Annotated in this window: 25 protein-coding genes and 1 pseudogene; 6 read left to right on the top strand and 20 right to left on the bottom strand. The window is 40.3% G+C overall.

Going from position 1 to position 25,043, the window contains the following annotated elements; translation table 11 throughout:
* Nucleotides 1-81: 81 nt before the first annotated feature.
* From ACQKL0_RS14015 to ACQKL0_RS13960, 12 genes are all read right to left on the bottom strand, one after another.
* Complete coding sequence (locus ACQKL0_RS14015) at nucleotides 82-1,557, bottom strand: MFS transporter (RefSeq protein ID WP_427688165.1); 1,476 nt, start codon at nucleotides 1,555-1,557, stop codon at nucleotides 82-84.
* A 515-nt stretch (nucleotides 1,558-2,072) separates the two neighbouring features.
* Entirely contained in the window at nucleotides 2,073-3,368 is a 1,296-nt protein-coding gene (locus ACQKL0_RS14010; RefSeq protein ID WP_427688163.1) for an MFS transporter, read from the bottom strand.
* A gap of 326 nt (nucleotides 3,369-3,694) precedes the next feature.
* Nucleotides 3,695-5,095 carry an MmgE/PrpD family protein gene (locus tag ACQKL0_RS14005; protein WP_402986859.1) on the bottom strand — a complete coding sequence of 467 codons (1,401 nt, stop codon included), beginning with the start codon at nucleotides 5,093-5,095 and terminating at the stop codon, nucleotides 3,695-3,697.
* A 615-nt stretch (nucleotides 5,096-5,710) separates the two neighbouring features.
* The gene (locus tag ACQKL0_RS14000) at nucleotides 5,711-5,914 is read right to left on the bottom strand and encodes a suppressor of fused domain protein (RefSeq protein WP_427688161.1); all 204 of its coding nucleotides are present in this window, start codon (nucleotides 5,912-5,914) and stop codon (nucleotides 5,711-5,713) included.
* 300 nt (nucleotides 5,915-6,214) lie between these two features.
* Nucleotides 6,215-6,490 carry a hypothetical protein gene (locus tag ACQKL0_RS13995; protein WP_427688160.1) on the bottom strand — a complete coding sequence of 92 codons (276 nt, stop codon included), beginning with the start codon at nucleotides 6,488-6,490 and terminating at the stop codon, nucleotides 6,215-6,217.
* 14 nt (nucleotides 6,491-6,504) lie between these two features.
* Entirely contained in the window at nucleotides 6,505-8,130 is a 1,626-nt protein-coding gene (locus ACQKL0_RS13990; RefSeq protein WP_427688158.1) for an RNase A-like domain-containing protein, read from the bottom strand.
* Nucleotides 8,131-8,180: 50 nt separating this feature from the next.
* Nucleotides 8,181-8,378, bottom strand: a complete 198-nt coding sequence (locus ACQKL0_RS13985) for a T7SS effector LXG polymorphic toxin (protein WP_427688156.1) — start codon at nucleotides 8,376-8,378, stop codon at nucleotides 8,181-8,183.
* Nucleotides 8,379-8,723: 345 nt separating this feature from the next.
* Nucleotides 8,724-9,329, bottom strand: coding sequence for an alpha/beta hydrolase (locus tag ACQKL0_RS13980; protein WP_427688154.1), 606 nt, complete (start codon nucleotides 9,327-9,329; stop codon nucleotides 8,724-8,726).
* A 22-nt stretch (nucleotides 9,330-9,351) separates the two neighbouring features.
* Nucleotides 9,352-10,296 (bottom strand): ring-cleaving dioxygenase, encoded by a 945-nt coding sequence (locus tag ACQKL0_RS13975; protein ID WP_427688153.1) that lies wholly within the window; start codon nucleotides 10,294-10,296, stop codon nucleotides 9,352-9,354.
* A 137-nt stretch (nucleotides 10,297-10,433) separates the two neighbouring features.
* A complete protein-coding gene (locus tag ACQKL0_RS13970; RefSeq protein WP_427688151.1) occupies nucleotides 10,434-11,417 on the bottom strand; it encodes a ring-cleaving dioxygenase in 984 nt (327 codons plus the stop codon).
* Nucleotides 11,418-11,650: 233 nt separating this feature from the next.
* A complete protein-coding gene (locus ACQKL0_RS13965; protein ID WP_427688149.1) occupies nucleotides 11,651-12,304 on the bottom strand; it encodes a 3-oxoacid CoA-transferase subunit B in 654 nt (217 codons plus the stop codon).
* A 27-nt stretch (nucleotides 12,305-12,331) separates the two neighbouring features.
* On the bottom strand, nucleotides 12,332-13,033 hold the full coding sequence (locus tag ACQKL0_RS13960; RefSeq protein WP_402986869.1) for a CoA transferase subunit A: 702 nt from the start codon (nucleotides 13,031-13,033) through the stop codon (nucleotides 12,332-12,334).
* Between the two features lie 135 nt (nucleotides 13,034-13,168).
* On the opposite strand from ACQKL0_RS13960, the gene ACQKL0_RS13955 reads away from it, so the two are divergent.
* Nucleotides 13,169-14,059: a LysR family transcriptional regulator gene (locus ACQKL0_RS13955; protein ID WP_427688147.1), complete on the top strand. Its 891-nt coding sequence runs from the start codon at nucleotides 13,169-13,171 to the stop codon at nucleotides 14,057-14,059.
* A 104-nt stretch (nucleotides 14,060-14,163) separates the two neighbouring features.
* On the opposite strand, the gene ACQKL0_RS13950 is transcribed toward ACQKL0_RS13955, so the two are convergent.
* Nucleotides 14,164-14,838, bottom strand: coding sequence for a nitroreductase (locus ACQKL0_RS13950; RefSeq protein ID WP_402873635.1), 675 nt, complete (start codon nucleotides 14,836-14,838; stop codon nucleotides 14,164-14,166).
* 981 nt (nucleotides 14,839-15,819) lie between these two features.
* Between ACQKL0_RS13950 and ACQKL0_RS13945 the strand changes: the two genes are divergently transcribed.
* The gene (locus tag ACQKL0_RS13945) at nucleotides 15,820-16,197 is read left to right on the top strand and encodes an FAS1-like dehydratase domain-containing protein (RefSeq protein WP_427688145.1); all 378 of its coding nucleotides are present in this window, start codon (nucleotides 15,820-15,822) and stop codon (nucleotides 16,195-16,197) included.
* 201 nt (nucleotides 16,198-16,398) lie between these two features.
* On the opposite strand, the gene sfnG is transcribed toward ACQKL0_RS13945, so the two are convergent.
* The 4 genes from sfnG to ACQKL0_RS13925 form a co-directional block, all read right to left on the bottom strand.
* Entirely contained in the window at nucleotides 16,399-17,463 is a 1,065-nt protein-coding gene (sfnG, locus tag ACQKL0_RS13940) for a dimethylsulfone monooxygenase SfnG (protein WP_427688143.1), read from the bottom strand.
* A gap of 163 nt (nucleotides 17,464-17,626) precedes the next feature.
* Nucleotides 17,627-18,754, bottom strand: a complete 1,128-nt coding sequence (gene ssuD / locus ACQKL0_RS13935) for an FMNH2-dependent alkanesulfonate monooxygenase (protein ID WP_427688141.1) — start codon at nucleotides 18,752-18,754, stop codon at nucleotides 17,627-17,629.
* A gap of 108 nt (nucleotides 18,755-18,862) precedes the next feature.
* The gene (locus ACQKL0_RS13930) at nucleotides 18,863-20,050 is read right to left on the bottom strand and encodes an acyl-CoA dehydrogenase family protein (protein ID WP_427688139.1); all 1,188 of its coding nucleotides are present in this window, start codon (nucleotides 20,048-20,050) and stop codon (nucleotides 18,863-18,865) included.
* 31 nt (nucleotides 20,051-20,081) lie between these two features.
* Nucleotides 20,082-20,432, bottom strand: coding sequence for a hypothetical protein (locus ACQKL0_RS13925; protein WP_427688138.1), 351 nt, complete (start codon nucleotides 20,430-20,432; stop codon nucleotides 20,082-20,084).
* 776 nt (nucleotides 20,433-21,208) lie between these two features.
* On the opposite strand from ACQKL0_RS13925, the gene ACQKL0_RS13920 reads away from it, so the two are divergent.
* The gene (locus ACQKL0_RS13920; RefSeq protein WP_427688136.1) at nucleotides 21,209-21,820 is read left to right on the top strand and encodes a TetR/AcrR family transcriptional regulator; all 612 of its coding nucleotides are present in this window, start codon (nucleotides 21,209-21,211) and stop codon (nucleotides 21,818-21,820) included.
* Nucleotides 21,821-21,987: 167 nt separating this feature from the next.
* Here the strand turns inward: ACQKL0_RS13920 and ACQKL0_RS13915 are convergent, their stop codons facing one another.
* A complete protein-coding gene (locus ACQKL0_RS13915; protein ID WP_402873610.1) occupies nucleotides 21,988-22,191 on the bottom strand; it encodes a zinc ribbon domain-containing protein in 204 nt (67 codons plus the stop codon).
* 28 nt (nucleotides 22,192-22,219) lie between these two features.
* Nucleotides 22,220-22,621: a DUF2500 domain-containing protein gene (locus ACQKL0_RS13910; protein ID WP_427688134.1), complete on the bottom strand. Its 402-nt coding sequence runs from the start codon at nucleotides 22,619-22,621 to the stop codon at nucleotides 22,220-22,222.
* 244 nt (nucleotides 22,622-22,865) lie between these two features.
* Here ACQKL0_RS13910 and ACQKL0_RS13905 point away from each other — a divergent pair, with 244 nt between their 5' ends.
* Both ACQKL0_RS13905 and ACQKL0_RS13900 read left to right on the top strand, forming a co-directional pair.
* On the top strand, nucleotides 22,866-23,105 hold the full coding sequence (locus ACQKL0_RS13905) for a helix-turn-helix transcriptional regulator (RefSeq protein WP_427688132.1): 240 nt from the start codon (nucleotides 22,866-22,868) through the stop codon (nucleotides 23,103-23,105).
* A complete protein-coding gene (locus tag ACQKL0_RS13900) occupies nucleotides 23,095-23,439 on the top strand; it encodes a DUF2178 domain-containing protein (RefSeq protein ID WP_427688130.1) in 345 nt (114 codons plus the stop codon). The genes ACQKL0_RS13905 and ACQKL0_RS13900 overlap by 11 nt, the downstream gene beginning before the upstream one ends.
* A gap of 189 nt (nucleotides 23,440-23,628) precedes the next feature.
* Here the strand turns inward: ACQKL0_RS13900 and ACQKL0_RS13895 are convergent, their stop codons facing one another.
* Nucleotides 23,629-24,354, bottom strand: a complete 726-nt coding sequence (locus ACQKL0_RS13895) for a ZIP family metal transporter (protein WP_427688128.1) — start codon at nucleotides 24,352-24,354, stop codon at nucleotides 23,629-23,631.
* Between the two features lie 180 nt (nucleotides 24,355-24,534).
* Here ACQKL0_RS13895 and ACQKL0_RS13890 point away from each other — a divergent pair.
* Nucleotides 24,535-25,043: pseudogene (locus ACQKL0_RS13890) on the top strand (hypothetical protein); the annotation flags it as partial.

Raw genomic sequence — 25,043 nt, 5'->3', positions numbered from 1 at the left:
TATAAATGTAGTCTGGTTAAATTCCTAAACAAAAAGAGATGTCCCTAATCAATTTCCAGACATCTCTTTTGCTATTCTATATTATCTCTGTAATATCGGTTTTGAATCCTTTTCTACAAATAGTTCATCTTCAATTAAAGAACTATAGGTAACTTGCTCTTTATATTTTTTACAAATCAGCCAAACAACAGGAAGCATTAATAGTAAGAACCCTCCAAGGAATAAATAAACGTCTTGGATAGCTGCCATGCCAGCTTGGCCTTCTGCATAATTCCCTGCTAAATAATGTACTTTACGGCCATCGTAAATAAAGGCAACAACTACGACAATAATTACTTTACCGATGTGTTTCACAATATTAACCATCGAAGCACCTTCACGTAACTGGTTTTGATTCACTTTACTTAAAGCAGTTGCTACTGTAGTCGTGCTTAGCATACCATTACCAACACCGATCATACCTATACATACGATAATTGCCCAAATTGGTAATGTATCCAATGTGAAGAAAATGAAGAATGCTGCACCTAATAAAACCAACAAGCCTGGGTAGATAGCTGTTTTCGGGCCATATTTGTCCAATAATGTACCACCCACAATACCAAACACACCAACCATCAGGGCATGTGGAAGTGTTGCCATTCCAGAAAGCGTTGGACCTACACCTAATACTTGTTGCATTAAAATGGGGACGATAAATGTAAGACTTGTCATGGTAAACGAACAGCACGCTACGATAATAAGACTTGACGTAAATAGGGTATTTTTTAAAATACGTACATTTAATAACGGTTGCTTACCTTTTAACGAATGGAATACAAATGATGTTAGGCATATAATAGCTACCGTAAACAGTACGTATGGCATGTACGGCTGTACTGGTTTTTGTACTTGCTCAATAGCGAAAACTAACGAAACTAACCCTATTGAGATTAAAATGAAGCCTAACCAGTCGAAAATATTTACTTCTGTTGACTTTTTATTATAACCTCTAAGAAAAATTAATACTGAAATAAAACAAAGTACGATAGCTGGAATATTCGCAAAGAATAAGTAATTCCAAGAACTATTTTCTAAAATTAAACCACCTACTATCGGAGCAATGGCTGGGGCAAGCATATTTGAAAATGACCATAATCCCATTGCAAAACCTTGCTTTTCAATTCCAAAATTTTCACGGATGAGTACCAAACAAATCGGCGTAATTAAACCACCACCCAACCCTTGGAATATACGAGCTAATAACATAATTTCAAACGTTGGAGCAAAACCGCCAACAAACGCGCCTCCTGTTAAAAATACAATACCACCTAAGAAAATGTTCCGATAACCATATTTTTTAGCAAAATACGGTGCTACCGTCATTGCAATTAAAAAACATAATGAGAAAAGCGATATAATCCATTGTGCTTTTACAGTGGTAATGTCAAACGTCTTAATATATTGTGGTACTGCAACATTTTGTAATGACGCATTCATAATAACCGTGACAGAAGCAACTAACGTTGTAAGAAGTACACCCCATTTTTGAAAATCTTTACTTTTTTGAGTAGACATTCAATTCCTCCTTATCCTTTAAAGAAAGATAGATTTGATGGAAACTTACTTATTTAGATAACCTCTGTAAAGAATAGATACGACAATAAATGTTACCGCTTTCATTTCTTGTACAAAGTATTCCCTTCAATCTACTATTGTCAATAAAATCGGTCCCTTCTTATATTTTTAAACAAGCAAGAATAAATCTTCAATTTACTCTCCACACTTTTCTAAATCAACTCGCAAATACCTTAAATCAAATATATTTTTTAGGGATCCCTCTATTTTGATTAAAGTATTGTGTGTTAATATACAAATTTTAAATATATTCTTTGAAAAATATAATGTATATTTTCATTAAAAATATTCATTAAAAAATTAGTTTCATTGTTTTCTATATTTAAGATTAAAAGAATTCAAGTCGCCAAAAACCAGATATTCCAAAGAAGGGGCTGTCTAAATTTTTTTCCTTTTCTTATAATTATTCATTGAAAGCAGCTGAAGCAAACCAGCTATCTTCGGTAGAACAAGGACTATTTATTTAGTGCAACATTTATTTGTAAATTCTCTTCCTCGTTTACACGACGGGCATCTTCTTTTTCACTTGTTGTAATCTTAAACTTACGCGTGCTTAATAAAATAAGCGCAGCCAAAATATATAAAACAACGACTACTAATACACCCGAATTAAATCCTGCACGAATATCTTCACCTGAGATTTTAAGCAAGTAACCCGTCATCCATGGGCTAATAACGCCTGCCATACTTGAAATTGGCAATGCGATACCTAATACACTACCTACTAAGTTTTTTGGAATTACCATGGATTTAATGGCCGTATTTAATGGTAATAAACTTGCATTCATTACTAATCCCAGTCCTAAGAAAATACATGCTAAAACTGGTGAGGATACAATTGTTGTCATTAAATACGATACCGATCCGATAAGCAATATCCTTATTAATACTCGATCATAAGATTTAATGAGACTCCTATTCTTCTTAAATAAAGAGTCCGTAAACTTACCTATACAAATGGCAAAGATTGCACCTGTAATCCCCATTGTTGCAAAGATTAGACTCATTTGTTGAGGTTCAAGCCCAACAATTTGTATTAAATATGTTGGTGCCCATGTCAAAACCCAAGTAGCTATCCACATTGATACAAAACTAATCACTAAAGTTGATAACACATATGGATTAAGGAATACCTTTAAAACATCTTTAAAGGGCACTTCTTTGTTTGACGCTAAAGATTTTACATCTTCAATTAATGGTCTTTGGGGTTCATCCTTCATAAAGAAGAACATCGTTGCCCATACTAAGCTTGCGAGCCCTAATAAAGCAAAAGTATGTTGCCAGCCTAAATTGATAATCCCCAGTACAATCAATGGGGCAGCTACATACGTACCCACTACTGTACCAGAAGTCATAATGGCTGAAGTAAAGCCCCGTTCTGAACTAGTAAACCATCGTGCAAGATGCACTACGCACAAACTGTAAGTTCCACCTTCAAAGAATCCCAAAATAGCACGAAGGAATATCAAATGCGCTAATGTCTCTACAAAATAAGCAGTTACCAATGAAGCTGTCCAACCTAATGCAATTATTATTAATAAATACTTAGTATTAAAACGATATGTTAATATACCTATAATCACGCCTCCACAAGCGTATGTAACAAAGAAGCTACTCCCTATTAAACCAAATTGATCATATGATAAATTAAGTTCATCCATAATTGGTTGTGCCGCTATTCCTAATACAGACTTATCTGTGTAGTTTAAAACTGACAGCAAGAAAAGGAATCCCAATACAATCCATCTCATAATAACGTCCCCTTTGTATTAAAGCATTTACTTATTCCCACTTATCTCATTTTATTAATGGTTTGTTAACGCTTACAAAACGTTGTTTAATTTACTTTATTTCTTTCATTTTTAAAGCTAATGCCCTATTATTCTTAGCTGCTATATTAATGAAATCCACCATTTAAAAGTAAACGAAAAATAGACCCAAAGTTTTTTACACATTGATTTTAGGTCTATTTCCATTTATCCTGTATCTCCTGTAAGTTATAGAAAGATAACATATTATACTATTGTCTATTAATGCCTAAAAGCACTTTTACGCATTAAAGTTCACTAATCTAATCTTAGGGAACTAATAATTTAGCAAGTCTTTGCATGCTATCAAGCTGCTCAAAATTCATGCAAATATCCCAAATCTCCTCAGCGCGAGACAATGGTATCCTCGCACCAAACTTCATGTTTCGTAAATACTTGCCATAGATGTAATCTAAAGATAAAGAATCACGATCTAACATATTCCCAGGACGTACTTCATCACATTTACCAGAAAGAATTGTACCATCTAATAATTCTATCTCAACATGTGCAACAAAGTCGTCTGTTTCTTGTAAATCCGGTATCTGTTTATATTTTTTTAGCATCGTTTGGAACGGCTCATCTGAAAGCGCCTCTGGTGTTTGATGCTCTGGATACACTCCTCCATGTAAAACTGCATTACAAACAGTTGCCTGTACACTAAATGATGCAAATGGTTGCGAAGCTTCTCCAGGCTCCCACAAACCACCTACGATAGGAACCTTGGATTCAAGCATATGCACACGAATTTCTTTAACTTCGTCTGGAGCATACCCACGCTCACCTGTAGCAATTAGAGCAGCTTTGATAGAGTGATGAGTCGCACAACAACTAGAATAAGGCTTAATTAAAACTTCTCCATAGCGAATCCTCCCAATATCTTCAAATAAGGAATCTATATCAGGCGTAACTGAAAACATATCAACAAAGCATTTTTTTCCGAGAATTGGATCCTCAATTCCAGTAAAGCCATGGCGTGCCATATCAGCAGCGAAAATAGCGTTACGCGCTGAATTCGCATTTGGGAATTTAAACAACCAAGAGTGTTCCATAGTTGAAGCCATGGGACCACCTAATGTATTAAATGCGATACCTAAAGTATTATGGATTTTTTCATTGTCTAGCCCCGATACTTTCGCTACGGAAGCTGCCGAAGCCATCCCATTAACGGTACCATTACTATCAAAAAGGGCATTTGTATTAAAGCCAATAGCAGCACTAAGGCGTGAACCAAGGTCCTCACCGACAGCGATTGCAGCCATTATATCCTTACCTGATGCTTTTTCACGTTCACCTACAGCAAAAACCGCTGGGAAGAGGCTACTTGTAATATGCGCAGGACGTCCTTTTCCACTTTTATCATCTGCATGACAAGGTTCAAAATCATTTGACCGCAATTGTAAACTATTTAAAAATGCAGCATTAGCTGCAGGCATTTTACCACCTAGATTATAAACAGAAGCTTCTTCTCTCCCTCCATATTCCGAAAGCATAGCGTAAGTCATATCTACACCTACACCATGCACTCCCGCAGCGGTTACGCCAATACTATCCGCCATACGAATCTTCATACGCTCGATTAAAGATTTATCTAAATCCTCATATTTAGTATCAAACATAACTTGACTAAATAATCTGCTAGCGTTAGTGTATTGCTTTGTAGAACTCATAACCATTTCCTCCTCTCGGTAATTAACAAAAGTCTCAGTACTTTTTTATAAACCCTATCGATATCTTTTTGGAACTTTTAGACTTCAGATATTGTAAGCCCTTTCATGAAAATTGTGAAAAACCACAAAGTCATAGGGACACAAATTTATAAAGCCTATAATTCTCTCTCGATTAAAAAAAATTTTTTACTATGCAAATCTTAATATGTTTTCATCAGAAATATAATAGGTTTTTTCATTAAAATATCTATCCAAAACATTTTTTTTCATTGTTTCATGTAGCATTTCCTCCTGCAAAACACATTCTAATTTAAAATTTGATTCTCATCGCTCAATTAAATTCCTATATTTTCAGATTATGTAGTAAACTAGCCATGGTTCTGGAACCACAATATCTATACAACTCAATTCACCATTACTTCCATTTCCTTTTCGAGTTTCCGCGCTTCCTCTTCTTGCTTCTTGAAGTCCCGTGTCCTTGCATGTTCTCGGCCACTTCATCCTTCACTTGATAAGCTTGACTCGCTTGAAAGGCGCTTTGGTTGAAGTTTCATTGAAGAAATTGGTACCCTTCCAGACTTGTCACTTTAAATAAGGATGGCAAGTGTAGCCCTCTCATAATATAGAATTTATTTCCAAATATAAGATATCTATGTCTTCATTCTCGAACAAAGTTTCAAGAGCTTCTGATCCTTCTTTCTCGGCAAATAAGAACTCTTTTATCGATATCGGTACCGCAAGTAACCACGCAACTTTTTTATCTGGGAAATCTACAATCTTAAGCTTTTCCCATAAAAAAAGGTGACGTAAATAGAACATGTCCCATTTCACTATCTGGATAGTACATCTTTATGACCTATTTGAATATTTCTCCATGAGAAATAGGTAACTTTGTATATTAAACAGAAATTAGAATTTAAAAATTTTCTATTTTGTCATACGAAAAACTGCACCTCCAGTTGTTAGATTGAGTCTAACAATTGAGGTGCAGTTCAAAGACGAGGCACTTTTTTATTCGTGTTCGTTATCTGGGATATAGTTCAATCGTATAGGCAGTTTTTTTTACAGGCCTAAAATGGAGTACAGTTCAATATACTGTATACAAAACTTAAATTAATTTTATATTAAATTTTCAGAAATACTGTGAATTAACCATTTTAGTCTCTCTTCATTCATTTTCCTCATGCCATATCTTTTAACGAATTCCTGTACAAGTTCCCAATTGTTTAGTTGCTCTATTAAGTTTAGCTCATCTCTAAGTTTTTGGTGATATTTAGTATTTTCGAACGAATTAAAGTGTTTTATTTGGTCAGTTAACTCATCATAGTTAACACTTACGTTGAAATAGCATTCAAGAAAATACTTAAAGGTTTCAAGTTTTAATTCATCATTCAAAGTCATCACAACCTTTATTTGATAATCGGGAAACTAGTTAATATTTTAAACCCTAACTCTTGTGTCGAATCTCTTACTAATACAACTCTAGAGTCCGTTAAATTGTTTATAACTTGCTTATTATCTTCAAGTGCACCTTTCCCTACAGGATTTTTATGTGATACATCAAAAATCTTTCTACCTGCATCTGCTTCATTCAACCATTGGACAATATCATCTGCATTCTTGCGTAAATTCTCCTGAACTGCTTTAATTGCCGTACCTTTATCCTTGAATGAAGTTGCATCGACATCCTCTTTTATTGCTCTCTTAATCAAATCCTCATTTGTCTTTGATACATGCCTTTCTAATGTATGACCCCCAGCATTTTCCATCTTATCAAGAATATTTTGATCCACATTTCGTACTGTATTAGGACTAACTCCACCCGTACCCTTACTACCTTCACTTTTCGCCGTAATCTTCTGCGCAAGATCCTTTATCGTTGTCTTATCCACTTCAATAATTTTGTGAGTACTTCCAGTCGTATCGGCTACTTCCCTGACCTTGAATCCAGTTGGCACTTCCGTTTTACCGATGGCCTTACCCATATCCTTGATCGAGCCTTGAGCTTTCTGGACTTGTTTTTGCACATATTCTTTGCTGTAGGGGATGAATTTTGTTCCACTTGCCATTTTATCTGCGACCTTAGCTGCCCCGGCAACTCCGGCGATACCAAGGGCGTTCATCAGGCTGGTTTGGCGCTGTTCATCCGTGAGCTCATTACCAAACATATCTTTGCCTGTGACTGCTTCGCCGAGACCGTTGGCGGCGGTTAATCCGTATAGACCGTATTCGGTTTGCTTGAGGACATCAAGCCCTTTACTAGATTTATAGGCGTCCAATGCATGCTCTGCAGCATTCATTGTTTTGGCTGTTTTATAAATCGCACTTCCGCCTTTGACAGCACGCCCAGCCCAGCCGACGATGGGGATGAATCCGGCAGCAGCCATCGCGCCCGCGGCGATTCGTTCGGCTTCGGAAAGTTTACGGCCTGTGACGGGATCGACTCCCGTTGTCGCTCTTACTGAATCATAATACCCCGTGATTTCCCCTGTAAAGGTTTTTGTCGCATCCCAGGCTTTTTCATACCAAGGGCGGTTCTCGAGTTCTTCCATTTCCTTTTCAAGTTTCCGCGCTTCCTCTTCTTGCTTCTTGAAGTCCCGGTATCCTTGCATGTTCTCGGCCACTTCATCCTTCACTTGATAAGCTTGACTCGCTTGAAAGGCACTTTGGTTGAAGTTCATCGGGGAAACGGTGCCATCCTGACTGGTGGCTTCAAGTAAGGCCTGGAAAAGGCTAATGGCTACACTTTCCTGGGCTTCGGTCACTTGGTATTCTTCTACTAATTTATTATCTACTTCGTGCACTTTCTTGATGGTATCGTTCTTTTCTTTTTCGGCCTTTTCCATTTTCTCATGGAAATCGCCTTGGTCGAACACCTGTAGTGGAAGGATATCATCAATGTTCTGGAAAATCTTTTGGAGATCGGTGGACTGCTGGTTCACCATCGATTTGGCATTGGTGAGGCCATGGGTCACTTCTCCTTCTAAAAAGGGCACCTCGACCACAGTTTCACCGGATAAGTCTGCATCTTCCAAAATCGCCGGAATGCCTTTTAAAAAGCTGATTTGTGTCGTGAATAGTTCGTTCAGGCATCGGCAACGATGACTTGTGCTCGATAAAAGTTCTTGATGGCCGTCGCCCCGGCTCCGGCCAGCTCTTCATCCAAATCGACGATTCCCTGAAATTCCTTTTTCAGTGTCTCTACTTGCCCCAATAGGTCTTCATATTGCTTGGCCCGTGACTTGACTGCCGACTTCAATGGCTTTGCTTCAAAAATCGTCATAATGGCTCATCCCTCTGTAGGGAAAGGGGGACGGTGCTTTGCAAAAAATAAATCTGAGCTTTCTCCTGTCCTATATCCAAAAGAAACACCTCATTATTATTGGTATATTTTTCATATTATATAATTATAAGGAAGATAGTCAGGGAGATAAATAGGGATAAATATGCTAATTACCCGATTGACCAGGATATAATCCTCATCTATCCACGAATACCACTAAGACTTTATACCCTCTCCGCATATAATTTCAGATAGTAATAGAGGGTAATGAATGGGCCAAAATGATTTGATAACAAAAAAAATCCGCCATACAAATTGTAGGTGGATTTCTGGATTGATTCTTGATTAGTATTTTTCTTGATACCACTGTTTCGCGGCATTCACTTCATTCATCGTTAATTGATGTCCATGGTTCTCCCATTGTACATCAACCGAGGCATGGGCCGCTTCTAATAATTCTTTAAGGTCGATGGATTCTTGCTGTGGACAAATTGGGTCATTGACTCCGGCTGCTATGAACACGTTCGTACCTGTTAAATCAGGTAAAGCGATTCCACGTCTTGGCACCATTGGATGATGTAAAATCGCACCCTTCAAGGCATCCGTAAAGTGGAATAAGAGGCTCGCTACGATGTTCGCACCATTTGAATACCCGATTGCGATGATATTTTGACGATCAAAAGCATAGGTACTTGCCGCTTCATCCAGGAAGCTATTCAGTTCATTCGTACGGAAAATCAAATCCTCTTCGTCAAATATCCCCTCCGCCAAACGTCTAAAGAATCGGGGCATCCCATTCTCCGATACATTCCCTCTTACACTAAGGACAGAAGCTTCTGGATCGACGATGTCAGCTAGCGGAAGCAAATCATTTTCATTCCCGCCCGTTCCATGTAAAAGCAATAAGACTGGTTTATTCGGATTCGTTCCTGGTTTAAAGATATGTTTCATTCTATATTCTCCCCTTGCTTAGTTATCTCACTTTATTGGATGGTACTTGAATGGGAATCAATGATTGAACGAGATGCTCACGTTGCTGCTCGAATTGGGGCGGCAACATAAGTTTCATCCCCATCGTTTCCACACTTTCGTCAATCGCAAATCCTGGTGGGTCTGTCGCGATTTCGAATAAGATCTTTCCTGATTCACGGAAATAAATCGCATCGAAGTAGTTACGATCCTTCACTTCGGTCACGTGATGTCCATGATTCATTGCATACTCTTGCCACTCCAAGTGGTCGGCTTTGTCGTTCGCACGCCATGCGATATGGTGCACCGTACCGGCACCTATTGTGCCCCGAACGCCTGTGACCATTTTTAAATCGATGATATTGCCGATGTCAGCTAGAGCTCTGAACCGTGTGTAATCGCCTTCTACACCCATCATTTCCAGACCTAACACATCCGTTAATGTAGCGGCCGTTTCATCTGGTGCGCTTGAATAAAGGGTGGCGCCTCCAAATCCTATTATCGCCACTTCCCTTGTCACATCGTCCACTGCCCAAGCATTCTCTTCACCCGCCCCACGAGCGACAAGTTCAAGGTGAAGGCCATGCGGATCGTCAAATTGTAAATACGTTTCACCGAAGCGCTTCACTTTTTCAAACTCCACATCATATTTCCGTAACCGTTTTTCCCAAAAATCAAGTGCTCCTGTTGGCACGACATATGATGTCACACCCACTTGTCCATCGCCAATCCGCCCCTGACGAGCGTTTGGCCAAGGGAAAAAGGTAATGATGGTCCCCGGATTTCCCCCTTCGTCACCGAAGTATAAATGATATGTGCCAGGGTCATCGAAGTTCACCGTTTGCTTCACCAAGCGTAAACCCAGTACACCTGAATAAAAATCGATGTTTTCCTGCGGATGGCCGACAATGGCACTGATATGGTGATTCCCTGCCGTCTGTTTTTTCATCTTCGTTTCCTCCCTATTTTAGATGAATGCTGAGCACATAGTTCAAACAAATTGATTTAACCCATTTGCTCAACATTCTTCTTTTTTAAAACACACCATGTACACGTACTCCGTGCACATGGTGTGAACGGAACTGCTTACAAGTATTCTTTCTCAATCTTCATCGTACTGCGAACCGTATCGATTGGGCGGACCATCTTCTCGATTTGTTCCCGTTTTGGTTCTAAAAATGGCGGCAATGAAAGAATTTCACCCACCGTTTCATATGGCTCATCGCCCATGAATCCTGGACCGTCTGTTGCCCATTCAAACAGGATGCCAGGTGCGACGCGTGCATAAAGCGATTCAAAGAAGAAACGGTCCACATAGCCGGAAGTACTGAATCCGAAACTTTCCATACGGTCGATCCATTCCTTCAATACACTTGTATCTTCCACGCGGAAGGCTGCATGGTGCACCGTACCGAAGCCTTGGCGTCCACGTGGCAAGACCGTATTATGTTCGACGATGACTTGTGCCCCATTCCCGCCTTCACCAACTTCAAATAAATGAAAGGAACCTTCTTTGGCAATTTCACGGAATGCCATGACTTTCTCCAGCACTTCTTTAAAATAGTCAAATTGGTCAACCCGGACATGAATCGGTCCCAATCCTGTAATCGCAAATTCAAGTGGAATCGGGCCCTTTTGCCATGGTGTACCTGAAGCCACGCCCTCATTCAACTCGTCTGAGACTAATTGATAGTGTTGATCGTCGAAATCAACGAATGATAAAGACTTTTTCCCGAAAAGATCTTGAATGCCTGTATGTTTCACTTGTAGCTTGTCAAAACGTTTGACCCAATATTCGAGAGCGGCATCTGTCGGTACTCGGAATCTCGTTTTGAAAATCTCATTCGTACCATGCGTTCCTTTTGGAATGCCTGGAAAATCGAAGAATGTCATGTCCGTCCCGGCACTTCCTTTGTCATCCGCAAAGAATAAGTGATAGGTTTGAATATCATCTTGGTTTACCGTCTTCTTGACCAAACGCATGCCCAATACGAATGTGAAAAACTCATAATTTTTTTCTGCACTGCTTGTTATAGCTGTTACATGGTGAATTCCTTTAATGTGATTCATCAACTTTCTCCCCTTTTCATTGTGCTTCCTGTTTCAAATTATCTCGAATTCGAGATATTATATAAAAAATAAATGAGATCTATCGACCCATTGTTCTTAATTGAAATATATTTAATTCGAGATAATAATATCACATATCTATATCTTCTGCAAATAATTCTTGCCTTACACACAATCCTAATTCCCCTTTAACGGGCAAAGAGAAAATTAGGATTGAACACAAGTCCACACTTTTAGTTGTTAGCTAAACATTCAGGTGCTACAGAAAATTGGGCTTCCGTCTTTTCTTTCACTTCTTCTATGGAAACATCTCCTTGCGTCTCAATTAGAACCATTCCTTCAGGGGTAAAATCAAACACGGCTAGATCGGTGATTAAACGATGCACAACTTTTTGACCAGTCAATGGCAGCGAACATGTTTTTTTGATTTTCGATTCTCCATGTTTGTTCACATGTTCCATAATCACGACCACCCGCTTGGCCCCATTAACGAGGTCCATCGCACCGCCCATCCCTTTCACCATTTTCCCGGGAATCATCCAGTTGGCCAAATCCCCTGTTTCAGATACTTCCATTCCCCCAAGGATGGCAAGATCGATATGGCCGCCACGAATCATGGCGAACGATTCTGCGCTGTCAAAAAAGGCCGATCCCGGAACGGCCGTGACCGTTTCTTTTCCTGCATTGATCAAATCCGGATCTATCTCCTCTTCCCGTGGATATGGACCAATGCCAAGCAAGCCATTCTCTGATTGAAGTAAAACATTGAAATCATCCGGGATCTCATTGGCAATAAGTGTCGGCATCCCAATGCCCAGATTGACATTCATGCCGTCTTCAATTTCCACAACCGCCCTTTTTACGATGACCATACGTGTATCCTTCATCATCAGACACCCCATTCCCTTTAAATTTTATCCTTGTGCAACCGTCCGTCGTTCGATTCGTTTTTGATAATTGGATCCAAGCAAGATCCGCTGTACATAAATGCCTGGTGTATGAATTTCATCGGGATCCAATTCACCTGGTTCGACGATTTCTTCTACCTCCGCAATCGTGATTTTCCCGGCCATCGCCGCAAGTGGATTAAAATTCCTTGCTGTCTTACGGTATACAAGATTCCCAAGCGTATCGGCTTTCCACGCTTTTACAAGGGCAAAGTCCCCAACAATTCCTCTTTCCAATAGATACTTCTTGCCGTCGAACACCTTCGTTTCCTTTCCTTCTTCTATAGGTGTACCGACGCCCGTCGCTGTATAAAAACCAGGGATTCCTGCCCCACCAGCCCGGATTCGCTCCGCCAGTGTACCTTGAGGCGTTAATTCGACTTCGAGTTCCTTACTCAAGTATTGCTGTTCAAATATTTTATTTTCCCCCACGTAAGATGACACCATCTTTTTTATCTGCTTATTCTGAAGCAACAGGCCCAGACCCCAGTCATCGACGCCACAATTGTTACTGACAACCGTCAAATCTTTGGTACCTTGTTCCTTTAGCGCCTGTATGGCATACTCCGGGATGCCTGACAACCCAAAACCGCCAACGATTATAGTGGAACCGTCCTTAATATCTGAAACCGCTTCCAAAAATGAATGCATCACTTTTCCTTTTTTCATATGTTCGCCCCCTTTAGTATCATAAATATTCTGAATAGTATTATTGTTTAAAGTTTACATTTATATCTCCTATAAGTAAAATACATAAATAGAATATATTGTATGAAAATAAAGAATAAATAGGAGATAAAACGCATGGAACTACGAGACTTACAATCTTTTATCGAGGTTGCGAACCATAACAGTTTTACAAAAGCTGCCGCCCATTCCTACTTGTCACAACCCTCACTTAGCAAAGCCATCAAAAAGCTTGAACAGGAGCTTCATGTTGAACTGTTCGATCGATCTACAAGGCACCTCCGCTTGACCGATGCTGGACGGATCGTCTATCAGCAAGGTCAAAAAGCGCTACAGGCCTTGTCAGAATTGGATATCCTTTTAGGTGACCTCAAAGACATTGCGACAGGGGAAATTAAAATCGGGATGCCTCCTTTGATTGGCACCCTTTTTTTTCCGGAGATTGCCCGTCGTTTTCACCAACAACATCCGAATGTCTCAATTGAATTAGTTGAACTTGGCGCCAAGTTGATTGGTCAGCTTGTCGAAGATGGACGGATTGATCTTGGGCTCGTGGTCATGCCAGCGAATGAGGCAAAATTCGACATCTACCCGTTCATTCAGGATGAATTCGTTTTATTTGTCCACGACGACCATCCGCTCGCACATCAATCATCCGTCTCCTTGACCGAACTAAAAGAAGAAAAGTTCATCTTATTTACGAAGGACTTCACTTTGCACGACTATGTGATACAAGCATGCGAAGAAAATGGCTTCAGTCCCATCATCTCGTACCAAAGTTCACAGTGGGATTTAATCGTCGAACTGGTCTCATCCAAGCTGGGCATTGCGCTATTACCCAAATTGATATATGAAAAACAAACGAACAGTGATGTTAAAATCATCCCGATTGAAAACGCCACACTCCTATGGAAACTCGGAATCATTACAAAAAAAGGCTCCTATCACTCGTTTGCAGTGAAAGAGTTATTGAAGGTGTTGGAGATGAAAAAGGATGGGGTTATGTAGGGAAAGGGAGCTAAGTTCTCCTTCTTCAAGAAACGATTAATTTCCTACTCACTATAAAAAGGGCGTAATCCACTTAATCGTTGATTACGCCCTTTCTCGTTAGTCTAGTTATGCAAGGTTACATTGGATTCGATGGGGTCACGTCCCACACGAAAACTATTTACCTTTGCTTCTTGATCAGGATAACCAAAGGAAATGCCAAACAATAACTTCATGTCATCGGAAATGCCAAGTACTTGGCGTACCGTATCAGCGTGAAAGCCCAAGATTGTCTGAGGAACACTTCCTATCCCGCGTGCAGTCAGTGATAAAAGGAACGACTGGGCATACATGCCAATATCAGAAGCGACACGCACATTATCTCCAAATGAAGGCATGAATAGGAACGCAACATGCGGTGCATCGAAGAATGATAGATTTCGCATGACTTCCTTTTGACGGGCTTCGTGATCCTCCCTAGCTATCTGCAATTCCCCATAGAATGTTTGGGCCTGTTCTATTTGTCGTTCAGCATAACGTCCATAATAGTGATGTAAATCAAATGTAAAATCGGGCGTGGCTTGCCCTTGTTCGCTCGTATTTAAGAGGGCCTTCTTCAATTCCTCTTTCTTTGCACCTGAAACGATATGAACATCCCAAGGCTGAGTATTGCAATTCGATGGGGTAGCTTGAGCATCCTCTAGAATTTCACGAAGAACTTCTTCTTCAACAGGTGTAGAAAGAAATTGACGTATAGATCTTCGACTGCGTATAACTTCTTGAAAAGAATGATTATCCAACAAACACCTCTCCTTTAGTATGAACTTCCAAAGCCGTTAATTATTACAAGAGAACACTGTATATTCATACTAAATGAGAATTCATTTATTCTCAAACATCCTGTTTGATGGGCTATCGCTTAAAGTCCATTCTTTCTATTAAGAAATGGATAGATACATATGTACTAGGTTTCCTATTATACAATTAGTAAAAATGTTTATCTTAATACTTGTATATCCTCTACTAATTCCTTATGAATTCTTCTAAATAATAGATTCCATGTGCACATACCATACCTATTATTAGATGTCTAAATTTAAAGTCTTCTTTTTCCGATGCTCTCAGTCTATTCATTAAAATAATTAATATGGATATTGTTAAAATCATTAATGAAAAAATATGTGTATCCGTATATTTAGCATCAGTATTTAAAAGAAACAACATGATTAAAAAGTAATAAAAAGTCGGTTTGCCCTTCACCTTTTTCCTTCCTTCCCATTCAATTAAACTCTTAACCTTCTCTTCCTAAACAAAAAGAAGACTGCTCATTAACAGCCTTGATTTGAAGCTATTCCCCGTAAGACCTATTAGACAGTTTCCTTTTATTCATAAAGCTTCTTGGCTATTTCATCAAGAGTTCTGGATATGTTTGAAAGTACTATTAGAATATGGACAGGAAATCCGATTGCAAGTCCTACTAATGGAGAAAAAGGTCCAGCAAAAAAGAGTGCGATAAGAGTAGGTATTAAATACACAGAAATAATTAGTACTTTCAAAATACATCACCTTTTTAGTTAATTATAACATGGTATTTCGCTACAGAACTCGTTTAGTAAGCTGATACCTCCTTCCTTACTACCTTCATCGTACTGGTCATGAACGGCAAGGCAGTGGAAGAAGGATTTGTATTTTTCATCCCGAATATATTCCTTAGCGATCTAACAAGAAAGGAAGTTCAAAAAGAGATATTCTATCAAAAAAACTTTCCGGGGGAGATTTATATGTCTTTAAAAGCAGGAGATATCATTACGTTTGAACGGACGTTTACAGTGAGGGATGTTGAATTATTCACGGAGATTTCGGGGGATGAAGGGAATCATCACATAACCCCAGATGAACAGGGGAGGCTTGTCATTCAAGGGTTATTGACGGCTACCTTACCAACAAAAGTAGGTGGGGACCATAACGTACTGGCTCGCACCATGAATTTTGAGTTTATACGACCTGTATTTACGGGGGATACAATAATGTGTGAAGTTCAAATCGATCAATATGAAAGGCAAGAAAATAATCGAACAGCCCTTATGGCCTTGTTCTCATGTAAGAATCAACATGAAAAAGAAGTGTTAAAAGGAGCTTTTTCAGGTATCATCCTTTGAATCTTTCTTAAACTAGGGGCTTAGTAAAATGGTAAATAAAATGAATCCATTTCGATTAATCGAAATGGATTCATTTTATTTACCAATTAATTCGACCACGAATCGGTTTAATTCAACCATGCAAGCTGATTATTCAACCACGCCCAGCCACTAATTCGACCACTCGACTTAATTTTGAAGAGCAGAATAGTCTAGCTATTCTCAAGCAAATACCAATTCTTTTTCTCTGACCATTGGAATGACCTTTTCACCGAACGCTCTCAAGTCTTCTTCATAGTGAAGAAATCCTGTCAGCACGATATCCACACCGATTTTTTTCAGTTCCATAATCCGGTCCGCGACTTGTTCAGCCGTTCCGATGAGTCCTGTCTTAAATCCGTCATTATATTGGACAATGTCTTCAAAGGTGGAATCAGCCCACATTCCTTTTCCATCAGGAGAAGAGGCCCCTGCGGTTTTGACTGATTTTTTAAACCCTTCCACCGCTTCTCGATCCGCATTTTCGACAATATCCCGCAACACTTGTTTTGCCTCTTCTTCTGTATCGCGGACAATGACGAAACCATTCACGCCAAACTGGATGTCGCCTTCACCATTCGCCTTCCTTAGCGCCTTTACTTCCTCAATTTGTTCCTTTATTTTTTCAAGGGTCCCGCCATTCATGAAATAGACATCCGATACGCGTCCGGCCATTTCTTTGGCAGCTCGAGAATTTCCTCCTTGAAAGATTTTCGGGGGGTTAATAGGCTTTGGTTTCAAGGGTGTGTCGTTCAATCGGTAAAAGTCGCCTCGATAATTAGACTTTTCTTGTGTCCACATTTCCTTAAGAACCTCGATAAATTCTTCAGAACGACGATACCGTTCGTCATGATCCAACCATGGTTCTCCGTAGCCATGGAATTCCCCTTTAAACCAGCCGCTGACGATATTGACAGACGCACGCCCGTTACTAATATGGTCAATCGTCGAGATGATTTTCGCCATCACACCTGGGTGCCATAGACCAGGCAACACAGCCGTAATGATGTTCAATTTGTTCGTCACAGCGGCAAGGGCGGAAGCGAGGGTAGCTGCTTCTAATTGGTTCTCAGCCCCGTAGCTTGCGAAAAACCTTGTTTGCAATAGCACATAATCAAAACCAATTTCTTCAGCAATTTGAGCGTACCGTTTATTATCTTCAAAAGACCAACCTGTCTGTTGTGGGATCTGAGAAACGACTAAGCCCCCGCTAACATTCGGAGCCCAATAAGCAAATTGTAAACTCATCCTTTTTCCTCCTTTTATTCGGAAATCAAAAGGCCCCTATCAAAATCCCAAAGAAAAGGAATCGATACGGGCCTCTGGTCGTCCAGTGGGCACTATTAAAAAGTGTGTTATGAACCTAGTAAGTACATCAAATGAAGAAGAATGCATCCGTCTATAAAGCTAGTTATTTAACAGCAGCCGGCTTGATGTCACCGCCGAATGGACTTAGGAATGTTTTTTGATTAGAAGAATCCTTCTTTTCAATTGGCAATCTAGGGAATAATAATTCCGATACGGTATAGGCTTCTTCTAAATGTGGGTAGCCAGATAAAATAAAGGTTTCGATGCCCAAATCAGCATATTCCTTGATACGCGCCGCTACCGTATCCGGATCTCCTACAAGAGCCGTGCCGGCACCTGTTCGCACCAATCCCACTCCTGCCCATAGATTAGGGCTTACTTCCAACCGGTCACGGTCGCCTTCATGTAGGCTCGTCATTAAACGCTGACCTTCTGAATCCATCCGCTTAAATACATTTTGTGCTTGTGCAATGGTCTCGTCATCCACGTGTTCAATGAGCTTATTCGCTGCTTCCCATGCTTCCTCTTCTGTTGGACGAACGATCACATGGAGTCTTATCCCGAATTTCAATGTTCTTCCTTGCTTAGCTGCAAGCTCACGCATTTTAGTGATTTTTTTCTCCACTTGGGCTGGTGGCTCTCCCCAAGTTAAATAGACATCAACATGTTCTGCCGCCACGTCCATGGCAACGGGTGAAGATCCTCCAAAGTAAAGGGGCGGATATGGTTTTTGCACCGTAGGGTATGGTAATTGTCCCCCTTCAATTCGTAAATGGTCACCTTTGAAGCCTACCTCTTCTTCTTCTGCAAGTAATTGTCGCCAAATGGTTAAAAACTCATCTGTTAGCTCATACCGTTCATCATGATCTAAAAAGACACCTTCTCCTGCCATTTCTACAGGATCGCCCCCGGCTACCACATTAATTAACAACCGACCTTCAGAAAATCGATCTAATGTGGCAGACATACGTGCGGCAAAGCTTGGTGACATTAAACCTGGGCGTACGGCTACCAGATATTTTAGATTTTTTGTTACAGGGACAAGTGTAGACGCGACAATGAATCCTTCTTCGCACGTTTTTCCTGTTGGAATTAACACCCCTGTATAGCCTAGATCATCGACCGCTTCTGCAATTTGCTTACAATAGTTATACGTGGCAGGACGAGCGCCTTCACTATTATTTAATTGACGAAAGTCACCATTTGTAGGGATAAACCAAAAGATTTCCATTTATTACTAACCTCTTTCTCTCAAATCAAGTTTTATTTAGCTGGTCTAACTGTTTCTCATTGGTAGAAAATTCAGTAATTTATTTAAAAAGGGATGGTACGTAAATTTTTAAGAATAGGGGGTAATCTCAGGTACCTGGCCATTCAGAGCCCAGTTTCCTAGATCCCGAATTTTGTATTCAATCGGATCATGCAAGGTATGTGTCCTTACATTACGCCAAAATCGGTCAAGTCCATACTGTGCTGAAGTGGCCCTTGCTCCCATAACTTCAAACATGCGACTAGTGACCTCCAATGCCGTTTTTGCAACGGAAGCTTTGGCGGTTGCAATCATGATCCCACATTCACCTCGCTCTTGTTCCGTTAGTGCCCACTCATTGTCCCATGCTTCTTGTAATGCCACTACCGCATTTTGAGCCAATGCTTCAGAAGCTTTTATCTGTACGAAGAAATCCCCATAATGACGAATGGTATAGGGGTCAAGGTTCGCTTGCTCCACACCGGAAGTCAACCAAGGGCGAGAAATGCTTCGGGTGTACGTTTTGGCTTCTTCAAACGCTCCTTCCGTCACACCAAGGAGAACATTCACTAAAATCGTCTGGGCAATATGTGTTCGTAAAGTGGGAAAGAAGCCATCCTGATGTTGTTCGTAAGAATTCAGCACTTCCTCTTCTTCTAGAAGCACATCATGGAACATAACGGTTCCGCTGTCTGTTTGGCGTTGACCGAAGCTATCCCAATCGCCTCCGACAACTATACCGCTTCGCTTAGTCGGAATAACGGCAATGACAGGCTGGTCATGTTCCGGACTTTTGGCTGAGATAAGCAGTCGGTCCGAGTCCGTGGCACCGGAACAAAAGGATTTCTTCCCGTTCAATCGCAATGAATTCCCTTCTTGCTTTACTACCAACCCTTGGTCACGTGGGTTAAAGGCATTGCCCCAGAACCAATCATGTTCGGCTGTTTCTCTATAAAGCCTTTCCTTCTGCTGTTTAGATCCGTATAAATGAACCGACGCCAAGCACAAAAAGTGGTAACCGAACAAATGAGCCAACGAACCATCGACTTTAGCCAGTTCACGGGTAATTCGAAAAATAGTTTCCCAATTCTCGCCATGTCCCCCTAAATGCTTGGGAACATTAAGAGAGAGCAATCCACTTTTGCGAAGTAGATCACGTTCCACTTTTGCCGTTCCACCTTGTTTATCCCGTTGTACGGCAGTTTTTGCGAATTCATTTGCTAACGACTGGGCTATTTCAAGAAAATCCAGTTCTGTTCCTTTTTCAGCTATATTCATGAATGAGGATCCTCCTTCAAATGGACCGTGTTTAAATCATATATTTATTGGTTTCCGTTTCCTTCATAAATTCGTTGAGCTTTTTAGTTAATCCGCCATTCCCGAATCTTATATATTTATGGTGGTTTTCTTTCGCATTCTCTTCTGTGACAAAGTCCAAAAAGGCCAAAAGATAGATTCGACGGTGAATAATATTAACGATTCCATCCTGGTAAAACCATTTATCAATCGTGTTATACACCCCTTTATTCACCCTATATTGCTGCTGACACAAAAGAAAAAACTCTATATCCGGTAAATTAAGATACTCGCTTTTTTCCAGATTCCCCTTTTGGATGGGATGTTTAGAAAGTTCGAATATGCTTACTTTTTCATCAATCATACTGAATGCTCCTTAATCCTTGTTGGTTTAAAACGTTCAATACCAAGGCTATGATCGAAGGGCTCCCCATTCGATCACAGGCCAGTTTGAATAACTGTACTTTTTTCTCCGCACTGACCGTTCTCCCTTCAAGTAAATACGCTACGTTCATCATTCAAGCTTTGAATAAAGCGAGGTCTACTTTGCCCACCACTTACGAACCACTCTTTTCATCCAAATTCAATCAAACCGTAAGCATAAAACAAAAAAAACAGACACCTTTATTGTTAGCTTAAACATCAGGGGATTTAAGCCTACATAAAAGTCTCTGGTAGTCCAGTCGACATATAAAGTTAGTAAAGTTGTATATACCTATAAATCACATGAATAAAATCGGAATTTGATATTTATTATAGCAAGACTTCACACCGTTGCAACAAACAATTAAGGCGGTTCTGACGTTTAGCGGACAGTGAACGAGAAAGTGTTCGATTATATAAAGAAAAACCACATTACGATTTATATTGTTTTGTTCATATTCCCTCCCATATGAAAATGGTCCATCCATAATGCTGAGCCGAATGTCCAGCTTGGAAGAGACTAGGCTATCTTTCTCAAATACCCATCATGAATCTAACAATTCATATTGATTATATATGAATTGATGGTCTATTATTGATACACATGGGCACCCTTTCAGATTTTTCAATCGACGTTCATGATTTAAATAGAAAAGACTGATTGATACGATTAACGCCTTTACGTTTTACTTTCAAGGTTTAGAGGAGGAAAAAAAAATGGAGAGCCATCAACCGATTATAGATCGCCGAATCATCCGGACCCGTGAAGTCATCTATGAAACTTTTATTTCTCTACTATCCGAAACGGAATTTTCACGAATATCCATCAAGGACATCACCAATCAAGCCAATATCAGCCGCTCCACGTTTTATGCACATTATCAAGATAAATATGATTGGTTAGATAAGACGGTCCAAGAAAAATTATCAGAATTAAAAGAATGCTTGAGGGTTTCAAAGCCGAACCTTGGAAATGACCAGTCCAGTCTTGAAATGGCTGATCCCTACTATGAGTCTTTCTTTGAAAATATAGCTACAAATCAAAAGTTCTACCACACCATGTTCACGAAAATCAAATCCGAAGAATTTCTTCAAAAATTGTATAAAGTGATTAGAGAGGACCTTTACCACCGCATTTCAAGCATGAATAAGAAACAAAGTTTACTAGTCCCCTTAGATATATTGCTTGATTCTAGCAGTTCATCCATCATAGGGATCACAAAGGTATGGGTGGAAAAAAACATGATTTACAGCCCTCACTACATGGCCTTGCAACTAACCCGTTTAGCGATTGGCAGCCTTTATAGAGCCATGGGCAAAGTGAATTAATACTTTCTTAAAATAATGACTATCGGATAGCATTCTTAAAAACATACATAATGAAAAAACAAGAAGCCTAAAAAGAGTCCCTTTTCAAGTAAAACAACGCAAAAAAAAGGCAGAAATGTTGTGATCGACATTCCCGCCTTTTGGGACAGCCCCTTCTCTTCCACAAATCAACCAAAGAATAAATCGAGCAGGTTACTTCCTGTTGAAGATTGCCTATTATAAAACTCCGAATACCCGCACTTCTTGCAATACACAACCGTGAATTGATTATTTTGGACATCGAACATCTTCGACAATCCGGTTCCCGTCATTGCCACGTCCTTCTTAGCCGCATCATCACTACCGCATTTTATACACCCTTTTTCACTCATGTTTCCTCATCTCCCGATCCAATTGAATTCAATCAAATTTTTCTTGCGTGTGTTTTTTCCTGGAAAAGTCTATAAATCTTGTTCCCTGGAAGGTTAACGTGCCCATATCTCCTTCAGCAAGCAAACCAAACTCCTTGCCTGAAATACGAAATTCCGTTCGATCACCACTGTCAAATTCCCATGTAATAAAGTAAGAGGAAGATTGCGAATGGACATGGGGATCATGGAGATGATCATGCCTGGTGACATTCGTCCGTTTGCTTATGACATGTGCTGGAACAGATAAACGAGGCGATTCTTCATTTTTCTTCCACTGGCTAAGGCCATTGAATGCATTCACTATGAATAGTATGAGAATGATAACAAAAATAATCCCTATAAATGCTGGAGCCACTGTGAAAAGACCATCCCCACCACCAACATCGTACATATGGTATCCTCCTTGTTTTGATAATAAGTTATACGGATAACCTGAAGGAAAGTTCCAAATAAAATCCAATTAATGTATGTTTGGCATACAAATAAACACTCAAAAAACGCTTGAGATTCCCGAGCGTTTTTCCTTTTTATAGCTTAAATTGCATAATAATATTTATCTTTTGTATAAGTTTACTTTACTTTTTTATAAGTATAATGTACTGTAAGAATATGGTAATAAAAGGAAGGTGACGATCTTGAAGAAAGCAGATGAGGATTATGTTGAAAATAAAGTATATGAACACCGGGTTTTAAAAAGATTGTCTCAAAAAGAATTGGCCGCCGCTGTGGGAGTATCCAAACAAACCATTTATGTAATGGAAAAGAATAATTACTCACCTTCTCTTGTTTTAGCTTTTCGAATAGCTGATTTCTTTAACGTAGATGTTAACGATCTTTTTATTTATGTGAAAGGGAGTGAACAAAATGAAAATTGAAGAACTATCAAATGCAGCCTTCTATCCTTTAAAAGCCTGGACGGATAAATCAACTGGCAATTGGAATATGCTTATTGGCACTAGCTTTGTATTACTTATAGTCGGAGTGATTCTCATCTATGTATTCTATAAAAAAATGGGGGCGGTTGACGAAAGGAACATCCAAATATCCTTAAAAGCGTCCCTCATCATGCTATATGGAGTCGTTTTATGCGACATCATTTTCCCGAAAGAATATATGTGGCAAATCTTCTTCCTATTCAAATATTCTTTTGCTTTCATCGCTTCAGGAATATATTTGGCCTTTCGATATAAAAAGGATTTTTCAAACTAATCATGTGCTGGATGAACTCCGAACATAAATAAGAGAAAGAGAGCACCTTGACCGTTCAACAACTGGGAACAGGGACGTTGCTCCCATAGCAAAACAGCCACTTCCTTTCTGGAGGTGGCTGTTTTGAATAGATTAGGAGGGATACGCTTATCCATTATCCATTTTATTAAATGCTGTATTCTTTTAGACTCACATCGAATCCAGAACCAGTGAAACGAGCAGCCCCGCTGAAGCGAAGATCCCCGTGATGGGACCTGAGTCTTCATACGCTTCAGGCATCATGGTGGACGCAACCATGGCAATGATCCCTCCACCCGCAAAGGCTGCCATGCCTGCCATCATCGCTTCCGATGCTTGATCGAGGAAGAGATAGCCCCCCAGTGACGACATGGCCGAAATCATCAATACGGAAAACCAGAGAGCCATGATTTTCTTCTTCGAATAGTGGCTATTCACTAACCCCGTCGTACTGGAAAGTCCTTCTGGAATGTTGCTGATGAAAATGGCGATGACGAGCAACCAACTGACCGACCCGCCGCTGATCAAGCTGGCCCCGATCATGATTGATTCCGGTATCGCATCCATCACGGTCCCAATGAAGATTGCCAGCCCCGCTTCCTTCGAAGAGGCATGATTGGAGCGTTTCCTTTTAGATGCACCCTTTTTGGAAACAAGAAAATCCAAACCGGTAAATACTGCGGCACCCGCGATGAAACCTATGGACGTTGCCATGATTCCCCCATCCCGAACGGAATCGCCTAAAAGCTCATAGGCCGCTGCCCCGATCAAGACGCCCGTCCCAAATGCCATGATGTAACCAATCGCCTTCTTTTTAATTGGAACAAATAAAGCCATAAGCGCCCCGAGCAAAACGGCGGAACCTGAAACACCACCCCATAAAACTGCGTTCCACATGGATCTTCCTCTTTTCTTTTTATAGGTCAGTACCCAAGATGCCCCTCGGCCAAACGAATATAAGGCTTGGAAGTTTAAAAGACATTTATAAAAATTACCTATTTCGTGTCATGTACCCATCCCAATATTTTATTAGATACATAGTATACCTATGGAATGGTTTCTAGAAGGAGGCTTAAAATGAGTAAAGATAAAAAGAGTTACAAAGATAAAAAATGTCCAAAATGTGGTCATAGTAAATGCAGATGTGACCATAAAGAAAGTACAGAGCGGAAAAGAAAAGAAGAAAAACCAAAGCAAAAAAAATGCCCAAAATGTAACCACGAGCATTGTCGATGTGAATCTACAAAAGGTCAACGAATCATCCAAAAAGTTCTAGTGAAAGTAGAGGGGCCAACGGGTGCTACTGGTGTTACAGGAACAACGGGACCTACTGGGCCGACGGGAACTACTGGCGCCACGGGAGCTGGAGCGACTGGTGCTACCGGGGCTACTGGCGCTACCGGCGCTACTGGACCTACTGGTTCGACGGGAACTACCGGCGCCACGGGGGCTGGGGCAACTGGTGCTACCGGCGCTACCGGTGCCACAGGGGCTACTGGACCTACTGGTTCGACGGGAACTACCGGCGCCACGGGGGCTGGGGCAACTGGTGCTACCGGCGCTACCGGTGCCACAGGGGCTACTGG

This window comes from Peribacillus sp. NPDC097264, from assembly GCF_050277925.1.
GTDB lineage: Bacteria > Bacillota > Bacilli > Bacillales > DSM-1321 > Peribacillus.
This window is presented reverse-complemented; position numbering and strand designations above follow the sequence as displayed.